The sequence below is a fragment of the Lachnoclostridium sp. genome, assembly GCF_031997925.1.
Classification (GTDB): domain Bacteria; phylum Bacillota; class Clostridia; order Lachnospirales; family Lachnospiraceae; genus Lachnoclostridium.
Map to the genome: position 1 here is coordinate 171,864 of NZ_DAMADT010000002.1, position 16,857 is coordinate 188,720.

Below are 16,857 nucleotides of genomic sequence, written 5' to 3' on the forward strand. Positions count from 1 at the left end.
GGTACCAAAGATTCTTGAAACGCCATATGTTAGTCTGCCAGATGAGAAGGCGAAATCCTTACCACCATACCGACATGAAATTGAAATGTTTAGAAGTAGCGTATTTGATCCACAAATCTTAGAGAAAATCCAAAATAACCGATAGAAATTGTATCCGCTTCGTCAATTAGGTTTCTAATTAGGCAAAGTGTATTCGCCTAGACAAAGTGATTTCGCCTCCAAGCTTGAGATTTGGTGAGCCTAGAGTGGCGAAGCCACATTGTTCTATTCGATGAATTACAATCTAGCTTGGGCGAAAAACAGATGCAGAAAGAAACAAAAGGATGATTACGATTTTTAAACGAGTGCCTAACAGTATATAGTAACTGTGCGAAGGGAGATTGGGTATGAGAAGCCAATTATTACAGCGGGGTAATTTATTGGATGAAAAGGGTTGCCTAACGGGGGCTGGTTATGCAACCTCCTTGGTAAAAGACTATCGACGAAAGGATATTAAAGCAAGTTCATTTCGAATCAAAGAGTGGGATTATTATTTAATCTATAATGAAGATTTTGGAATTGCATTAACTCTAGCAGATAATGGATATATGGGACTTGTGGGAGCATCTTTTTTAGACTTTAAAAATGCGACAGAAAAAACAACAAATATTATAACTCCTATTCCTATGGGACGCATGAAAATGCCCGAGAGTTCAGTGAGTGGTGATGTTAGTTACCAAAACAAACGAGTTGAGGTTTCTTTTCAAAACGATGGGAAGGAAAGACATCTTTATCTAAAGATGAAACATTTTCATAAGGACAAAGACTTTTTTGCTGATGTTACTTTAATAGAAAAACCTGAGCTAGATTCGATGGTAATTGCGACACCGTTTCCTAAGAAGAAAAAAGCATTTTATTATAATCAGAAAATAATCGGCATGCAAGCGAGCGGATGTGTTATTATTGGGGAAAAAACTTATTCTTTCGGAAAAAGCAGCTTAGGGTTATTAGATTGGGGACGCGGGGTCTGGACTTATGATAATGTATGGTACTGGGGTGCTGGTCAAGGACAGATTGATGGAAAATCATTTGGTTTTAACTTAGGTTATGGTTTTGGTGATACCAAAAATGCAACAGAGAATATGATTTTCTATGAGGGAAAAGCCCATAAGCTTGACGATATTGAGTTTATAATACCAAAGGATGAATTCGGTAAGGAAGAGTACTTAAAACCTTGGAAATTTAAATCGTCTGATCAAAGATTTGAGATGGATTTTACACCGATATTAGATCGAAAGTCACGTACCAGTTTTAATGTGTTATTAAGTGATCAACATCAGGTCTTTGGAAGATTTAATGGGAAAGCTATCCTTGATGATGGAACAGAGATTATAGTTTCGGATTTTCTTGGATTTGCGGAAAAAGTACATAACAAGTGGTAAAATAATAAAAAACATAAGAGAATACGAAATATTTAAATGCTTGTTAATAATATAAGAAAGGGGAAAGGAGCATTAGATAGAAATGTCTAAGTTGGCTCCTTTTTTATAATATGTATCAATTAGAACAACAAGAAATGAATTTAATTCAACCATTTTATGAAAAGTCTACAGATTCAACAATATACGCATGCTTAGATGGTTATATGGGAAAAGCATTTGTGGATGATAAAGAATCAATTCATCACACAATTATACTGCAGGGGGATTTTGTCTTTCCTTCCAATTTAGGAGAGTTTCATGAAGAAACAGCAGAGAGGATGATTAAGGGTTTGTTATCCTACAAGGATAAAGGTAATATGTTAATGGTTCCACAAACCAAGGAATGGGAAAAGTTCTTTAAAAATAGTGAGATGTTTTCCTCCTTTCCCAGGTATCATTTAAATAGTCCATCCTTCGAACAATTTGATCCGATGAAACTAAAGGAGTTTTGTAATGGTTTATCAAAGGAATATTCCTTTCACAGAATCGATGAAGCATTATATGAAAGAGTAATGTCTGAAGATTGGTCCAGGGATTTTTGTAGTAATTTTGCGTCTGTGGATGATTTTTTACAACATGGAATTGGTATCCTAGTGATGAAAGGGGAAGAAATCTGCTGCGGAGCTTCCTCCTATACGGCATATCGTAAGGGTATCGAAATCGAAATCGTAACCCAAAAAGATTATAGAAATCTTGGACTTGCTACCGCTTGTGGAGCAAAATTAATCCTAACTTGTTTGGATGAAGGAAAGTTACCTCACTGGGATGCAGCAAATGAAACTTCAGTGCGTCTCGCAATGCGTTTAGGTTATGACTATGTTGGGCCTTACGATACGTACTGCTTTAAGTAGGAAGGATAGACTTATGGTTATCGGAATAAGTATCGTAGTTTTAATTTTACTCCTAGCAACCTATCAATTATCTAATATAATATTAAAGCCAAGGGTGAAAACACCAGAAGATATCTATAAGCGGGAAGTAGAGAACGGAAGAATAGTACCGGATCTTTTTAAAAGCATGGAAAAAACCAAGATCCAGATACCAAGTCGTTACGGATATACTCTATCCGCTGTTGTATTAGAGAATGATGTTACAAAACGCATTGAAAATAACCATAAAGTTGCGGTATTATGTCATGGTTATACGTATGGTAAACTTGGTGCCATCGTGTATGCGCATATTCTTATGGAACTTGGATTTACAGCAATTATTTATGATCATAGAAATCACGGTGAGAGTGGTAAAAAATACACTACCATGGGATACTATGAAAAATATGATCTAGAAACAGTGATTGATTGGTGTTATGTAAATTTCGGAAAAGACATTCGTATTGTAACTCATGGTGAGTCGATGGGCGCAGCCACGGTACTTAATTATCTGAATATCAAAGACAATGTTGCTTTAACAATTGCGGATTGTGGGTATTCCGATTTAAGAACTTTGTTACGACATCAGATGAAGACTATATTTCATATACCACATGTTATTTTTATGCCATTCGCTATTTTTTGTTTAAAGCTTCGTGCTGGTTTTAATATCAAAGATGTTTCGCCGATTGATGGAGTAAAAAAAAGCAAAACTCCGATTCTTTTTATTCATGGAGATAAAGATACTTATGTACCTTATCAGATGTCAATTAAGATGTATAAGGAATGTAAGGCACCAAAAAAATTGTATTTAGCAAAAGGTGCAGTTCATGCAAATTCTGTGGTCGTTGACTACGAACAATACAAACGCGTTGTCAGAGATTTTATAAAAAAGTTTTACGATAACGAGCGTTAATAGTAGGAAGAAAATATAAAAAAGAAAATATAAAAAAGAAAATATAAAAAAGAAAATATAAAAAAGAGTAAAGTTTAAAAAAAGTTTTTTCACAGAGTGAATTGTTTTGCAATTCGCTCTGTAAATAATGTGCCTGCGATTAAGGTTTGCAGGCTATGGAAAGGCATGGGTATTATTATGGAAAATCAATTTCAAAGAAGTGCATTTATCATTGGTGAAGAAGGGATAGAAAAACTCCAACAATCTCATGTGGCTGTATTTGGCGTGGGTGGTGTTGGTGGTTATGTGGTGGAGGCTCTCGTTCGTAGTGGGATTGGAGAGATTACTATTGTTGATAATGATACGGTTTGTTTATCAAATATAAACCGTCAGATTATAGCAACCCATGATACTGTAGGGCAATACAAAGTAGATGTGATGGAAAAACGTATTAAATCCATTAATCCCAATGCTATTATCCATTCTCATCGTTGCTTTTTCCTGCCAGAAACTGCAGACCAGTTTGATTTTGCTTCTTATGATTATGTTGTAGATGCAATTGATACGGTAGCAGGAAAGCTTGCTCTTGTAGATAAAGCTCAGGCAGTGGGAACACCAATTATGTGTAGTATGGGAGCAGGAAATAAATTAGACCCTACCAAGTTTGAAGTGGCAGATATCTATAAAACTTCTATTTGTCCTCTTGCCAAAGTGATGCGTTCTGAGTGTAAGAAGAGAGGAATCAAGAAATTAAAGGTGGTATATTCAAAGGAGTTGCCTATTACACCAGTGATGCAACCGGAAGAGCCAACACAAAGACGTTCAACACCTGGTAGTATCGCATTTGTACCATCGGCAGCAGGGTTAATTATTGCTTCTACTGTTGTTAGAGATTTGTTAGGTAAGTAAAAGGGATGAGCTTAAGTTTTTATATTAGCTCTGTTAGACTATTATATTAGGAAATACTTTGGAAGGAGGGGTTTTTGACCCTCCTTCTTTCTTCCACATGCTTCCCCCTTAAATGATTCTGCCAAAAAGGTATCATTCATTTATATCATGAGAAAATAACAAAATAGATTAAGATTGTTTAAATATTGTTTAAATGGGACTGGATAAAAATGTAAATACTATGGATTTTGATAAAAGGATATGTTATAATGCATATAAGGAAGTAAAAAATACCAAATTATTATGTTGATGGGCACAAAAAATAAAACATAAGAGATAGAGATAGAGATAGAGATAGAAATAGAAATAGAAATAGAAATAGGAATAGGAATAGGAATAGGAATTTGAGACAGCTATTAATGGTTTAACGTTAAATCAAATAAGCCATGTTAAGCTTTATTAAGTAAACACATATTATTCATGTAGTAATTAATAATAGTAAACTTTAATTAAATATATATAGAGTTTAACGTTAAACCAATAAATTATTATTCAGTGTGCTAGTTAAATTTTACTATAAATTCAAATTAAAAATGGGGGAGGAGGTTGGAGTGGATTATTAAGGGTGATATGAACGATTAAAATGTAAAAAGGGTTACAAAAGAGTTGGATGAACATACGCTAAAACAACAAAGGAGTAACGTTTTTTAAGAACCAAAGAAGTGATGAAGGATTAGGTTAGGAGAGTTTAAGTAAAAAAGAAGGGAGAAAAACAATGAAGAAAAAAGTAAGTAAATTTCTAGCGATGCTTCTTACCATTATGTTATTAGTACAAACTGCTACTACATTTGTAATGGCGAAAGAAATTACATCCAATGCAACAGTTTATATTAAAAATGCTACCACAGGTTCTTATCTTTATGCTTCTGGAACTAATGTAAATGCTGGAGGTTTTCAAGAGAAAAACCCATATTACATATGGAGCATTACTAAGAAATCGGACGGTACTTTTTGGATTCAAAATATGGGAACAAACTCGTATTTATGCTTAGAACATGCGAGTGGCAAAGCACTGTTAGAGAGTACAATTTACGAAGTATGGATGAGTAGTAAATGGTACATTGAAGGTAATGCGGATTCTTCCACGATTGATAACATGTGGAAGAGTACAAGAAATAGTGGAACGGGTGGTTATTTATATACAAACAGTGGTAATTCAGATGTTTTCTATGGAACAACAGCGCAGCGATGGATTTTTGAGGATTACAGTTCATCTTCCCATATTCCAGAGGATGGTGTTGCAGGTAAACTAACTAATAAAGTTGCAGCAGATGCGATCGTAGTTCCTGGACCAAACAGCGATGTTTCAAGCATTGGCGCTACGATGCCATATGTACGCTATGATTCTGAATATGCAGCATTAGGTGGTGGAGCTAGGCTTGCAAACTCAACAAATTGGGATTTAACGAATATTGCTAGCCAGGCATCCAATCAATCTTATGTCGTTCTTCCATCAAGTGGTTCTTATGCAGAATGGAGAGTAAACTCTTCTGGTAATGGTGTGGTTGTGAGATTTACCTTACCGGATACTCCGAACGGAATGGGACAAAAGGGTTCCTTAGATGTATATGTGAATGGCTCTAAAGTAAAAACAGTTGATTTAACCTCGTATTACATGTGGCAATATTTAAATGGTGGTGCTAGTGATACTCCAGGTGGTGGTACTGCATGTTTCGCATTTGATGAAGCACATTTTCGTTTGGACAGATCTTTAGTTCCTGGAGATACCATACGTATTCAAAGTTCAGGAGCCAATGGTCTTACTTATGGGGTTGATTTCTTAGAAATTGAGGAAACGGGAGGTCCAATTCCTCAACCAGCTGGTTCATATTCTGTAGTTGATTTTGGCGCTGTACCTGATGATGGTATTGACGATTACGCAGCGATAAATGCTTGCGTTGCTGCTGCAGATGCTAAGGGTAAAGATGTTTACTTCCCAGCAGGAACTTACCACATCAATCAAATTTGGCGTTTATCCGCGTCTGATATGATGATTACTGGTGCTGGAATGTGGTATACCAACATTCAATTTACAAATTCAGCACAACAATCCGGTGGTATTTCTGGAAATGGTGATGGTAAGACAAAGAATATTGAATTTTGTAATTTGTACATTAACTCCAATCTTCGTTCCCGTTATGGGGAAAATGCTATCTACAAAGGTTTCATGGATGTATTCGATGGTAGATCCTTGTTCCATGATTTGTGGGTAGAACATTTTGAATGTGGATTCTGGATTGCAGACTATAATGGTACCTTAGATTACTCTGATGGAATTAAAATAGCAAATTGTCGTATTCGAAACAATCTTGCAGATGGTGTGAACTTCTGTCAAGGAACAAGTAATGCAACAGTATATAATTGTTCCATACGTAACAATGGGGATGATGGACTTGCGATGTGGAATAACAATTTCATGTCTGCGAAGGACTTAAGTAACAACACATTCTGTTATAATTCGATTGATTTAAATTGGCGTGCTGGTGGCATAGCAATTTATGGTGGTAACAATCATAAAATTTATAACAATTATATTAGAGATTGTTTTATGTCCTCTGGTATTCATTTAAATACTACATTCCCTGGTTATAAGTTTGATAGCACAAAAAGTATCCAGTTTGCAAACAACACAATTATTCGTAGTGGTTGTAGCTATGATACTTGGAGAAGTGAGTATGGCGCAGTTGACTTAACCGGTGCTGTAAAGAACGTAACATTTGATAATACTTATATTTACGATGCTCAACATGACGGAATACGTCTTGGTGATAGCGTAAATAGTGTTGTTTTCAATAATCTTTATGTTTATGGTACTGGTGTTGATGGTAATACTCCATCATACTCCTCCTTACCACATCTAGGGGCAGCGATCATGTCCTTTGGCGGAAATCCATCTGTCACTATTAACGGTATGCATCTAAGAAAGATTGCGTATCCAGACGTTTATTATCTTAACCAGGCAAATGTTGTTCGTAATAATGTGACAAATGAAGGAAATGTAGCATATACGATTCCAGCTTATCGTTCAGTAGGTTCCATACAAACAGATCATGGTAATCATGGGCAAGTACCTACAATTATACCGACAGCTACACCAACAGTGACACCTATACCAACGGCAACACCAATACCAACAGTAAGTCCAAGTGTTACGCCTACACCAACAGCGACAGCTACACCAACGGTAACACCAACACCTTCTGTTCCATATGGTAATCCGGATATGATTGTTACAGATATTACTTGGTCACCAGCAAACCCAACCAATGGTAATCAAGTTACATTTAGTGCAGTTATTAAAAATATAGGAACTGGAGTAGCGCCACTTGGATCAATTAATGGAGTTCAATTCCAAGTAAATGGCACTAGTGTTTCTTGGTCAGATAATGATAAAACTCAAATTCAACCAGGTGGGTCTATTACAGTAACAGCTGTAAGCGGGCCTTCTGGTTCTGCAACTTGGGCAGCGAAGACTGGTACCTATACCATTACTGCATGGGTAAACGATGTGAATCGTTATCCGGAGTCTAATACCAATAATAATATGTTAACAAAATCGCTTACTGTAACGGAAGGGGGAGTTCAACCTACAGTTACCCCAACCCCAACACCGGGGCCTTATGGTAATCCAGATATGATTGTTACAGATATTACTTGGTCTCCAGCAAGCCCAGTAAGTGGGAATAAGATCACGTTTAGTGCAGTGATTAAGAATCAAGGAACCGGAGTAGCACCAGCAGGATCAATCAACGGATTACAGTTCCAAGTGAATGGTACCTGTGTCTCTTGGTCTGATAACAATACGACACAAATAATGCCAGGGCAATCAGTAACGGTAACAGCAAATAGTGGTCCAACTGGTAGTCCAACCTATATTGCAACGGCAGGTACTTTTAGTGTTATGGCTTGGATCAATGATATTAACCGGTATCCAGAATCCAATACAGATAATAACACTTTGACGAAGATGATGACAGTACGTTAGTATAACCATACAGAAGATGATACGAGGAAGTAGCAAAGCGGATTTCGAGTATCTGCTTTGACAAGCATGTTAGTAAAAAAGTATGACAAAGGTAAGCGGAAAACGGCATTTGATACAAATGTCCGTTTACCGCTTATTCTTGTTAAGTAAAGGTAGATGAGTGATTATTCTTGTTAAGCAAAGCTTGATCAGTGCTTATTTTTATATAAAACTTACTTAAGGACATACTTCTTTGGCAACATAAGATTCTGTGCTATACGAATCTGTGTATAAAATTTAGTCTCACATGCTAATCTATTATGAATTAGTATTGACATTATGTTAAAACCATACTAACTTATCAATAATAGCAAATAAGATACTTCACTGAAATCTAATTGTATCAGAAAGATAGGAAAAGGATTGATGAAAAAAGATATAACATTGCTTAATCGAGACGAGATTATTCGATATCTTGGCTACAAGAATCAAGAACCGGATGAGATTATGTTAGAAGAAATAAAGATTTGTGAAGATGAGTTCTATAAAGTAATGGTTCCGAAATTACATTATGAAGTGTTTGATCTAAAAAGAGAAGGGGAGAGATTAATGCTTTCTGATGAAAGTTTCGAATTTCTTGGAAATGATATTAAAAAGCATCTAACTGGATGTATGAAGGTGGCATTTAGTTGTGCAACCTTATCTGAGGGGGTTGATGAATTAATAGATCGGGCACAGAAAGTTGATATGTTGATGGCATTTATTTATGATGCAATTGCAAATGCTGTGGTGGAAGAAGTACGTGCGAAAGCTGAGCTTTCTGTTGCAAATGCATATCCAGATTATTTTTGCAATTGGCAATATGGAATTGGATATGGAGACTTACCGCTTTCTTTACAGCCATTGTTTTTAAATCGTATCAATGCAAAGGAAAAGATTGGTCTAACATGTAATGATCGTTGTTTATTAGTCCCTTTAAAGTCAGTAACAGGATTCATTGGTTTATCAAAAAATGATCATAAGAATAATGGTTGTAATCAGAGAAGCTGTCTTACATGTAAAACCAAAGAGCAATGTATCTATCGAAAAAATGACATGGAACATTAGGTTCCATGTCATTTTGAAAGAGATAAATTTTGTAAAAGTTCTTTAATGGTTGAAATAAGTTTATCCATTATGCAATATTTCTAATACAAATGTGCAGCAAGATAAATAGTAAGAGCAAGAAGCAATTGCCCGGAAAAATAATAAAGTGTTGCTACAGTATCGGAAAGGCTAGTTTCTTTATATAGAGTGTTTCTTGCAAGAAGGATGTCGCTAGCGACAAGTAAAACCGAAGCTAAGGCAAGAGGGTATCCTAATATGCCAATGGTGAACGGTAGTGTTAAACCTAGAGAAAGAGAGGTAAATATGGTAAGGCCATAGACACTATACAAATACTTTTCTTTCCCCAGTCGTGCACTAAAGCGATAGAAGTAGACAAGTGCTGAACCAGTAAAGATTGAAATCATGGGGATACAGATGATAGGAAATCCCCCAAGCATAATAAAGTATACGATATAAGCAACATGACCAAGAAAAAAGAGAATTCCTCCAATGTAAACTTGAATCTCTAGTAGTACATCAGCAAATAAACAGATCGTTAGTCCAATCAGTACAGAGCGACTAAAAAATGATTCTGGTAAATGATTCGTAACATCTGTAGTCATTGCGTTCCAATAACCTATATAGGATAGAATTACTGCAATTAATGTAGTTGCTCCTTTGACCGTTAGTTTAAGGTTTTTGTTTCTACCACTTCTTTTTAAAGAAAGATAGCATGGCATAAGTATAAAAATCATGAGAAAAATGCCAATCATCGAGATAATGATAGCTTGCATCGGTAAACCTCCATGCAAATACCTATTGATATATGTATATCGGATACAACATGTCAGAATACGTATTTATGATAAAGGTTTGGATGATTAAAATCTTAGTCGTTAAGAAGTTTGATAAATTCAGGTAGTTTTGGCTCTTTTCTTATCCTCTAAGAAGTTTGATAAATTCAGATAGTTTTGATTCTCCAATTACGGTGATTCCATGTTCTGCTAATAAATTCGCGGTAACTCCGTTACCATCTATTAAGGAACCAGAAAAGCTTCCATCGTATATTTTACCGAAACCGCAGGAAGGACTTCGTTCCTTTAAAATCGCATAAGAACACTGATAAAGTTTTGCGAGTTTTAAGGATTCGAAAGCCCCTGCTTCAAATTGTTCTGTGACATCGATACCAGTTTTACTCATAACTCTTTGATTCTGTATTTCAGAAGCTGGTCGTGGGGTGGGAAGTCCGCCTAATTGTTCCGGACAAATTGGTATCAGATGATGATGCTCTTGAAGCTTAAGTAAATCCTCTTGTAATTTTCCCTCTCCGTTGTATCGACAATTTACTCCGAGTAAGCAAGCACTCACTAATATGTTCATATGATATCTCCTTTTCAACTAAATAAATTAGTGGATCATTAATTTTTAAGAACTTTTCTAATACAATTGTTAATAGTGATATATTATCGGAACAAAATCATGTTCCGATAATCAAAATAACGGTGCAAAAAACGCACCATTTATCAGCAGTTTATTAAGTAAACTTCTGAAAAGTTAAATGATGCAATCATTATAGCAGTTTTTCGCTGAATTAGATACTTTCTTTTGCACTTCAAATAGATATGTGTTACCATGGAGAAAGAGAAAATTGTTTTCTATGTTATGTTACATAGAGTAGAAAGGGTAGAAATATGCTGTCGACCAATCTGCAATATCAAATTGTGTTTAGTAAACGAAGAACCGTTGGAATTGAGGTAAGTCCTGATGGAACGGTTACGGTTCGTGCGCCGTTACGCATGCCCAAAAAAGATATTGAACAGATTATAATGTCAAAACTTGACTGGATAGAGCAAAAGAGAAGGATGTTTCATAAAAAAGCTGAGAAGGCAAATCGTGTTTTAAATACGGATTATGAAGAAGGAAGTCTTATGCCTTATCGTGGAGAACGTTATCCAATCCACCGTTCCTTTCATCAAGATTTTAAGAAAGTAATTGTATCCTTCGATGGCACAGAATTTTCAGTTCAATACGGAAATGAGGATAGTGAAAGTATTAGGCAGGCTTTTCTTGTTTGGTATAAAAAAGCGGCGAAAGAGGAATTTCTCCGTCGAGTTGAATATTATAAGGATATAATGCAGGAATCCGTTGGAACTATCCGTATAAAAGAACAAAAAAGTTGTTATGGCAGCTGTTCTACAAAGCGTAATCTAAACTTTAATTGGAAATGTATTCTTGCACCACCAGAAATATTAGACTATATTGTTGTTCATGAACTATGTCACCTTCGCCATATGAATCATTCAAAAGAATTTTGGGCTGAGGTGGAAAACATATTACCTGACTATGCTAAGGCAAAGAGATGGTTAAAAGATAATGGAATCTTATTAGAAATATAAAAAATTACTATTACTTAGTCTAAGAGTAGGAGAAACTTATGGAAGAAAAAGAGCTACAGAAAAAGTCCTATACCAAAGTAGTAGATTATATTAAACATCAGATTATGGCTGGTCAGCTAAAAATAGGTGATAAACTGCCTGCTGAGAGAGAATTATCTGAAGTGTTGGGAGTTAGCCGCAACTCAGTACGTGAAGCTGTCCGTACTTTAGATATTATGGGGGTTATTTCTAGCCAGCATGGGGCCGGTAATTATGTCCAAGGAAACTTTGAGAATAATTTGGTAGAATCTATGTCCATGATGTTCTTACTAAACCAAATTAATTATGAACAGATCAGCCAACTAAGACTTGGACTGGAAACGCAAGCTTTAATGTTAGCCATTGACCACATTACAGAACCGGAGTTAAAGCAGATGGAGCAGATTATATCCCAACTGGAGAACGTAACGGAAGAAAATAATGTGATTCTGGATAAAAAGCTGCATTACAGTATCGCTGTGGCATCGGGTAATGTATTAATTCTTAACATATTACAAGCTTTGTCCACCATAGTGGATCAGTTTATTATGGACTTAAGAAGAGAAATATTAAGCAGTGAAGACAGCAGAGCTGGCTTATATGAAGCTCATATGGGAATAGTGAAGAGTCTGCTGACAAAAGACAAGGAACTGGGCAGAAAATCAATCTATAAGCACTATGCATTAATAGATGATAAGTTAAAGAAATTTGACAAGTAAGGTTATGAGCAAGTGCATAAGCGCATTGCGAATACCCGATTTGATATTATATCCAAATTACTGATAAAATCAGAAGAAGGGACTAATTATATTCCAATTGCTGATTGAATCAAAAGAAGGGAAATTATATCCCAAGATTAATTCAGAAGAAGGAACTAATTATATTCCAATTGCTATTTGAATCAAAAGACCCTCTATCTATGTTTTGTGCAATGTGTTTAAAAATAAAGTGAAAGAAATGATAAATATTACATATTTACCAGTAACATATTGACGCTTTAATGAAATAATTATATAATTATTGCAACAAGTGGCACTACCAATTAGCTGCCACTTTATATTTTATTCAAAGTGGTAGTACCAATTTTGAAAGGAGTAGATCTGTGAATATTTTAGTTTGTATTAAACAAGTCCCTGAAACCAACAAAGTTGAAGTAGATCCCGTTACCGGTGTACTAAAAAGAAATGGCGTAAGCTCTAAGATGAATCCATATGATTTATATGCCATTGAAACTGCACTAAGGATTCGTGAAGAAAAGGGAGGTACCATAACCGTTATAACTATGGGGCCTAATCAGGCCATGAGTATTATAAGGGAAGCTTTCTCCATGGGAGCAGATAAAGGAGCAATTATTTCAGACCGCAAATTTGGTGGAGCTGACGTATTAGCAACCAGCTATACCATATCGCAGGGAATTAAAAAATTAGGTCAGTTTGATTTAATACTATGCGGTAAACAAACCACAGACGGGGATACTGCTCAAGTAGGGCCTGAAGTTGCAGAATGGCTGCAGATCCCAAGTGTGTCTAATGTATGTAAAATAAAAGAAATACATAATGATTCTATCGTTGTGGAAATGGATATGAGCGAGGATATCGAAATAGCTAAAGTGGCATTTCCTTGTCTTTTATCAGTAGATAAAGACATATTTACCCCAAGACTGCCGTCCTATCTAAAAAAACAAGCCTCCAAAGACCGTGAAATAACAGTTATTACTTTTGATGATTTGGAAGATAAGAATGAAAAACACTATGGACTAAATGGCTCACCAACACAAGTACAGCGCATTTTTCCACCAGAAGTGAATTCAGAACAGGTAATATGGAAAGGTGGCGGTTCTGAATTAGCAAACCGACTTTACGATAAACTGGAAGAATTAAAACTGGTATAGGAGGAGTGAAAACATGGCGAAGCTTATTATTAATCAAAGTAAAATTGATAATATTAAAGAATTTATAGACATCTGTCCTTTTGGTGCCTTAGAAGAAACAGAAGGAGAAGTTAGAGTCAACGCAGCCTGTAAGATGTGTAAATTGTGCGTAAAAAAAGGACCGGAAGGTGCTGCAACCTATGTGGAAGAGAAAGTGGAAGCAATCGATAAATCCTTATGGAAAGGTATAGCTGTCTACGTTGACCATATAGATGGGGACATTCATCCGGTTACCTATGAATTAATCGGTAAGGCAAAAGAACTTGCTAAAAAGATTCATCATCCTGTATATGCTATTATGATGGGAAGTAATATAAAAGACAAATGTAAGGAACTTCTTCATTATGGCATTGATAAAATATTCGTATATGATCGAATAGAATTAGACCGTTTTAAGATAGAACCATATACAGCAGTTTTTAAAGACTTTATAGAAGATATAAAACCAACGGCTATCTTAGTAGGAGCAACTACCGTGGGGCGTCAGTTAGCACCTCGTGTGGCAGCAAGACTACAAACAGGTTTAACAGCAGACTGTACCATACTGGATATGAATGAGGATACTGATCTGATACAAATCCGTCCAGCTTTCGGTGGTAATATCATGGCACAGATTTTAACTCCAAACCACAGACCCCAGATGGCTACGGTACGTTATAAAGTTATGGATGCTCCAAAGAGAGAAAGGGCAGAATTCGGTGAAATCCTTTTTTGTACTATAGATTCCGAACTCTTAAAAACCAATGTAGAAGTATTAGATATCATTAAGAAAGAAAAAGAACAATTTATCGAAGGAGCCGATGTACTGGTAGTAGCAGGCCGTGGAGTGAAAAAGGAAGAGGATATAGCAATGATTGCGGAGCTTGCAGATTTATTAGGAGGCCAGGTTGCATGCACCAGACCAATGGCAGAAGCTGGTTGGATGGAAGCAAAACGTCAAATCGGATTAAGTGGAAGAACAGTCAGACCAAAACTTATTATCACCTGTGGTGTGTCCGGTGCCATTCAGTTTGTGGCAGGTATGAATCATTCCGATCATATTATTGCGATTAATAAAGATGAGAAAGCACCAATCTTTAAAGTAGCAAATGATTGCTTGGTAGGAGATTTATATGAAATCATACCGGATTTAATTGAGAAATTAAAGGCAAGTAAGGGGGCTTAACGGTGAATTATAAAAGATTGGATCAGATAGATTTAGAATACATACATAGCGTCATTGGAGAAAAAGAAAGAGTACTCCATGGAGAAAATATTAACGAAGAATATAGTCATGACGAATTAAGCGGTACGGAAAGTTACCCTGATGTAGTGGTAAGAGTAACCTCAGCAGAAGAAATATCTTCCATTATGAAATACGCCTATGATAATAATATTCCAGTAACTCCTCGCGGTGCAGGAACGGGCCTAGTTGGTTCTTCTGTGGCCATGGAACATGGTATTATGTTAGAAACTGGATTAATGAATCATATGCTGGAACTGGATGAAGATAATCTTACTATCACTGTAGAACCAGGTGTATTATTAATGGACCTAGCAGCTTACGTAGAAGATAGAGACTTATTCTATCCGCCGGATCCGGGTGAAAAATCAGCTACCATAGGAGGTAATATCAGCACCAATGCAGGCGGAATGAGAGCGGTTAAATACGGAGTTACCAGAGATTATGTCCGAGGACTTGAAGTGGTGTTACCGAATGGAACTATTACAACTTTTGGTGGAAAGGTTGTAAAGAATAGTACCGGTTATGCTTTAAAGGACTTAATGGTAGGCTCTGAAGGAACACTTGGGATTATAACTAAGGCTGTACTAAAATTATTACCATTGCCACAAAAAGCCATCAGTTTATTAATACCATTTCCAAGCTTAGAACAAGCCATCAGAACCGTACCATTAATTATAAAATCAAAGTCCATTCCTACCGCCATTGAATTTATGCAACGAGAAGTAATCATGGATGCAGAAAATTATTTGGGTAAGAAGTTCCCTGACAATTCTGCCGATGCTTATCTTTTATTAAAGTTTGATGGTAATTCCGTTGAAGAAATTGAAAAAGCCTATGAAAGAGTAGCGGGGATATGCTTAGAACAGGGGGCAATCGATATTTTAATCTCTGATACGGAAGAGAGAGAAGAATCCATCTGGAAAGCAAGAGGTGCATTCTTAGAGGCTATTAAAGGATCCACTACCTATATGGATGAAGTAGATGTTGTTGTTCCAAGAAGCTCTGTTAATGAGATGGTAGAATACATCCATAATCTTCATGAAAAAGTAGACATTCGAATCAAAAGCTTTGGTCACGCAGGAGATGGCAACCTTCATGCCTATATCTTAAAGGATAATTTAAGTAATGAAGAGTGGGAACTAAAGATGAAAGCTGCGATGGATAACATCTATGAAAAAGCTAGAGAATTAAATGGTCAGGTTTCCGGTGAACATGGAATTGGATATGCAAAAAAATCCTATCTATTAGAATCGATGGATCCTGCAGTTGTAGAATTAATGAAAGGGATTAAGGAAGCCTTTGATCCGAAAAATATATTGAATCCACATAAAGTTTTTAAATAATATTTTAGCATTATTACTATAATATCGTGGCATTTTAGGCAGGAGTTTTAATTCCTGCCTAATGTGGCGATGATACTAATGTTTGGGGCACACTTATATTAATATAAATCAAAAAATCTCAGGGGAAAGCGCACTCTGTCAGAATCTCTTATCCTGTATTTTGTATTTTATACTTGGCCTTCCACCAGTTCTATAGTCTACTTCGCTAATAACCTCATTACTTTCAATAAAATAATTCATATAGCGCCTAACTGTAACTTTTGATAACCCGGTATGTGCCGATATCTCTTCACTTGTTAGAAATTCATTTTTTCTTTCATTCATGTACCCTCGAATTAGGTAAATTGTTTTATCTTGCAGCCCTTTACTTAACTCCATCTGTTTTTCCACGAATGCTTCTTGTCTTAAATTAATTAATTCATCTACATCTTCCTGTTTAAAATGAATACCACTTTTTATCATTTTATTCTTTAATAAGTATTTATCTATCGCTTTTGAAAATCTCTCATACATAAATGGCTTCACCAGATAATCTAATATTCCAAGATGTAATGCGGTGTCTAGACTCTCTACATCATTAGCTGCAGTAACCATAATTACATCTATTTGATATTTTGCCTCTCTTATTATCTGTAAAAGTTCCAATCCAGAAATATTGGGCATATACAAATCCAGAATTAGCAGTTGAACCTCCGTATTTTTTATAAATTCCCAGGCATCTTT

Annotated in this window: 14 protein-coding genes and 1 pseudogene; 12 read left to right on the plus strand and 3 right to left on the minus strand. The window is 35.9% G+C overall.

What is annotated here, in order from left to right; translation table 11 throughout:
* From RTP52_RS20340 to RTP52_RS02390, 7 genes and pseudogenes are all read left to right on the plus strand, one after another.
* A pseudogene (locus RTP52_RS20340) lies at positions 1 to 145 on the plus strand (deoxyribonuclease IV); the annotation flags it as partial.
* A 241-nt stretch (positions 146 to 386) separates the two neighbouring features.
* On the plus strand, positions 387 to 1,421 hold the full coding sequence (locus tag RTP52_RS02365) for a DUF2804 domain-containing protein (RefSeq protein ID WP_312106212.1): 1,035 nt from the start codon (positions 387 to 389) through the stop codon (positions 1,419 to 1,421).
* Between the two features lie 134 nt (positions 1,422 to 1,555).
* Positions 1,556 to 2,311 carry a GNAT family N-acetyltransferase gene (locus RTP52_RS02370; RefSeq protein ID WP_312368990.1) on the plus strand — a complete coding sequence of 252 codons (756 nt, stop codon included), beginning with the start codon at positions 1,556 to 1,558 and terminating at the stop codon, positions 2,309 to 2,311.
* A 13-nt stretch (positions 2,312 to 2,324) separates the two neighbouring features.
* A complete protein-coding gene (locus RTP52_RS02375; protein WP_312106208.1) occupies positions 2,325 to 3,245 on the plus strand; it encodes an alpha/beta hydrolase in 921 nt (306 codons plus the stop codon).
* A gap of 177 nt (positions 3,246 to 3,422) precedes the next feature.
* Complete coding sequence (locus tag RTP52_RS02380) at positions 3,423 to 4,133, plus strand: tRNA threonylcarbamoyladenosine dehydratase (protein ID WP_312368992.1); 711 nt, start codon at positions 3,423 to 3,425, stop codon at positions 4,131 to 4,133.
* A 754-nt stretch (positions 4,134 to 4,887) separates the two neighbouring features.
* Positions 4,888 to 8,157, plus strand: a complete 3,270-nt coding sequence (locus RTP52_RS02385; RefSeq protein ID WP_312368994.1) for a CARDB domain-containing protein — start codon at positions 4,888 to 4,890, stop codon at positions 8,155 to 8,157.
* A gap of 405 nt (positions 8,158 to 8,562) precedes the next feature.
* Positions 8,563 to 9,243, plus strand: coding sequence for a hypothetical protein (locus tag RTP52_RS02390; protein ID WP_312368996.1), 681 nt, complete (start codon positions 8,563 to 8,565; stop codon positions 9,241 to 9,243).
* Between the two features lie 80 nt (positions 9,244 to 9,323).
* On the opposite strand, the gene RTP52_RS02395 is transcribed toward RTP52_RS02390, so the two are convergent.
* Both RTP52_RS02395 and RTP52_RS02400 read right to left on the minus strand, forming a co-directional pair.
* Positions 9,324 to 10,016, minus strand: coding sequence for a lysoplasmalogenase (locus RTP52_RS02395; protein WP_312106075.1), 693 nt, complete (start codon positions 10,014 to 10,016; stop codon positions 9,324 to 9,326).
* Between the two features lie 142 nt (positions 10,017 to 10,158).
* On the minus strand, positions 10,159 to 10,602 hold the full coding sequence (locus tag RTP52_RS02400; protein WP_312368998.1) for a DUF523 domain-containing protein: 444 nt from the start codon (positions 10,600 to 10,602) through the stop codon (positions 10,159 to 10,161).
* 311 nt (positions 10,603 to 10,913) lie between these two features.
* Between RTP52_RS02400 and RTP52_RS02405 the strand changes: the two genes are divergently transcribed.
* From RTP52_RS02405 to RTP52_RS02425, 5 genes are all read left to right on the plus strand, one after another.
* Positions 10,914 to 11,618 (plus strand): M48 family metallopeptidase, encoded by a 705-nt coding sequence (locus tag RTP52_RS02405; protein ID WP_312369000.1) that lies wholly within the window; start codon positions 10,914 to 10,916, stop codon positions 11,616 to 11,618.
* A 38-nt stretch (positions 11,619 to 11,656) separates the two neighbouring features.
* Positions 11,657 to 12,355, plus strand: coding sequence for a FadR/GntR family transcriptional regulator (locus tag RTP52_RS02410; protein WP_312106079.1), 699 nt, complete (start codon positions 11,657 to 11,659; stop codon positions 12,353 to 12,355).
* A gap of 383 nt (positions 12,356 to 12,738) precedes the next feature.
* Positions 12,739 to 13,527 carry an electron transfer flavoprotein subunit beta/FixA family protein gene (locus RTP52_RS02415; protein WP_312106080.1) on the plus strand — a complete coding sequence of 263 codons (789 nt, stop codon included), beginning with the start codon at positions 12,739 to 12,741 and terminating at the stop codon, positions 13,525 to 13,527.
* Positions 13,528 to 13,540: 13 nt separating this feature from the next.
* A complete protein-coding gene (locus RTP52_RS02420; protein WP_312369002.1) occupies positions 13,541 to 14,731 on the plus strand; it encodes an electron transfer flavoprotein subunit alpha/FixB family protein in 1,191 nt (396 codons plus the stop codon).
* Between the two features lie 2 nt (positions 14,732 to 14,733).
* Positions 14,734 to 16,134 carry an FAD-binding oxidoreductase gene (locus RTP52_RS02425; protein WP_312104950.1) on the plus strand — a complete coding sequence of 467 codons (1,401 nt, stop codon included), beginning with the start codon at positions 14,734 to 14,736 and terminating at the stop codon, positions 16,132 to 16,134.
* Between the two features lie 138 nt (positions 16,135 to 16,272).
* Here RTP52_RS02425 and RTP52_RS02430 read toward each other — a convergent pair.
* A partial coding sequence (locus RTP52_RS02430; RefSeq protein WP_312369004.1) for a response regulator occupies positions 16,273 to 16,857 on the minus strand: 585 nt, incomplete at its 5' end.

Coding starts and splice junctions, on each gene's coding strand:
- RTP52_RS02370 (WP_312368990.1), top strand. CDS start 1,556: ATGAATTTAATTCAACCATTTTATGAAAAGTCTACAGATTCAACAATA.
- RTP52_RS02385 (WP_312368994.1), top strand. CDS start 4,888: ATGAAGAAAAAAGTAAGTAAATTTCTAGCGATGCTTCTTACCATTATG.
- RTP52_RS02410 (WP_312106079.1), top strand. CDS start 11,657: ATGGAAGAAAAAGAGCTACAGAAAAAGTCCTATACCAAAGTAGTAGAT.
- RTP52_RS02395 (WP_312106075.1), bottom strand. CDS start 10,016: ATGCAAGCTATCATTATCTCGATGATTGGCATTTTTCTCATGATTTTT.
- RTP52_RS02400 (WP_312368998.1), bottom strand. CDS start 10,602: ATGAACATATTAGTGAGTGCTTGCTTACTCGGAGTAAATTGTCGATAC.
- RTP52_RS02390 (WP_312368996.1), top strand. CDS start 8,563: ATGAAAAAAGATATAACATTGCTTAATCGAGACGAGATTATTCGATAT.
- RTP52_RS02375 (WP_312106208.1), top strand. CDS start 2,325: ATGGTTATCGGAATAAGTATCGTAGTTTTAATTTTACTCCTAGCAACC.
- RTP52_RS02405 (WP_312369000.1), top strand. CDS start 10,914: ATGCTGTCGACCAATCTGCAATATCAAATTGTGTTTAGTAAACGAAGA.
- RTP52_RS02420 (WP_312369002.1), top strand. CDS start 13,541: ATGGCGAAGCTTATTATTAATCAAAGTAAAATTGATAATATTAAAGAA.
- RTP52_RS02380 (WP_312368992.1), top strand. CDS start 3,423: ATGGAAAATCAATTTCAAAGAAGTGCATTTATCATTGGTGAAGAAGGG.
- RTP52_RS02365 (WP_312106212.1), top strand. CDS start 387: ATGAGAAGCCAATTATTACAGCGGGGTAATTTATTGGATGAAAAGGGT.